The organism is Enterobacter cloacae complex sp. P13B (assembly GCF_014895915.1).
GTDB classification, from domain to species: Bacteria; Pseudomonadota; Gammaproteobacteria; order Enterobacterales; family Enterobacteriaceae; genus Enterobacter; species Enterobacter bugandensis.
Genome location: NZ_JADBQN010000018.1, coordinates 1 through 774 on the forward strand (window position 1 = coordinate 1; position 774 = coordinate 774).

Here is a 774-nt window from a genome sequence, read left to right on the forward strand (position 1 = left end):
CCGCGTAAGGCGCAGCTGAAAACCCTGCTGCAACAGCTCAAGCTCTGCTGAGCCGGACGATAACGATGACCATTGAGAAAATTTTCACCCCACAGGACGATGCGTTTGATGCCGATAATATTGCTGCGCGAGTCGGCGAGGGTTTTCACCAGCGCCGGAGTCAGATCCTGCCCGGTCAGCGCCGGGAAGTTATAGAGCATCACCGGCAGCGTGACGCTGTCGGCCACCTGTTCGAAATAGCGGATCAGGTTCGCTTCCGACACCTTCCAGTAGTAGGGGTTGATCACCACGATGCCGTCCGCGCCCGCCTGCTGCGCATGCTGGCTGAGTTCAATGGTTTCCCGGGCGTTGGTGCCGCCGGTGCCGATCAGGACCGGCACTCGACGATCGACGTGATCGATAGCAAAGCGGGCAATGGTTTTACGCTCTTCGGCGCTGAGCTGGGAGAACTCGCCGCCGCTGCCCAGGAAGAACAGGCCGTCAACGCCCGCTTTGATGAGATCGTCGATCAGCGCGGCGGTGCCCTGCTCATCAAGCTGGCCGTCGGCGGTAAAAATGGTGGAGACAGGGGGAATGATTCCCGTGAACAACGCGGACTGCGGCATGAGATCTCCTTGTTGAATCATTTTGTTCTACATTATAGAACAGCGTTCATTAATTTAACGATCATACTATGACGCAGGAAAAGCGCAGGTAAATGAGAGATGCAGAGGGAGTGCGGGAAATTTAAGCTGGATCACATATTGTCCCCTCACCCCGGACCGTACATGGGGA

Annotated in this window: 1 protein-coding gene; it reads right to left on the reverse strand. The window is 56.6% G+C overall.

The window, feature by feature from the left end; genetic code table 11:
• A partial coding sequence (locus IM273_RS09425; protein WP_226857932.1) for a dihydrodipicolinate synthase family protein occupies window positions 1-605 on the reverse strand: 605 nt, incomplete at its 3' end.
• Window positions 606-774: the final 169 nt, after the last annotated feature.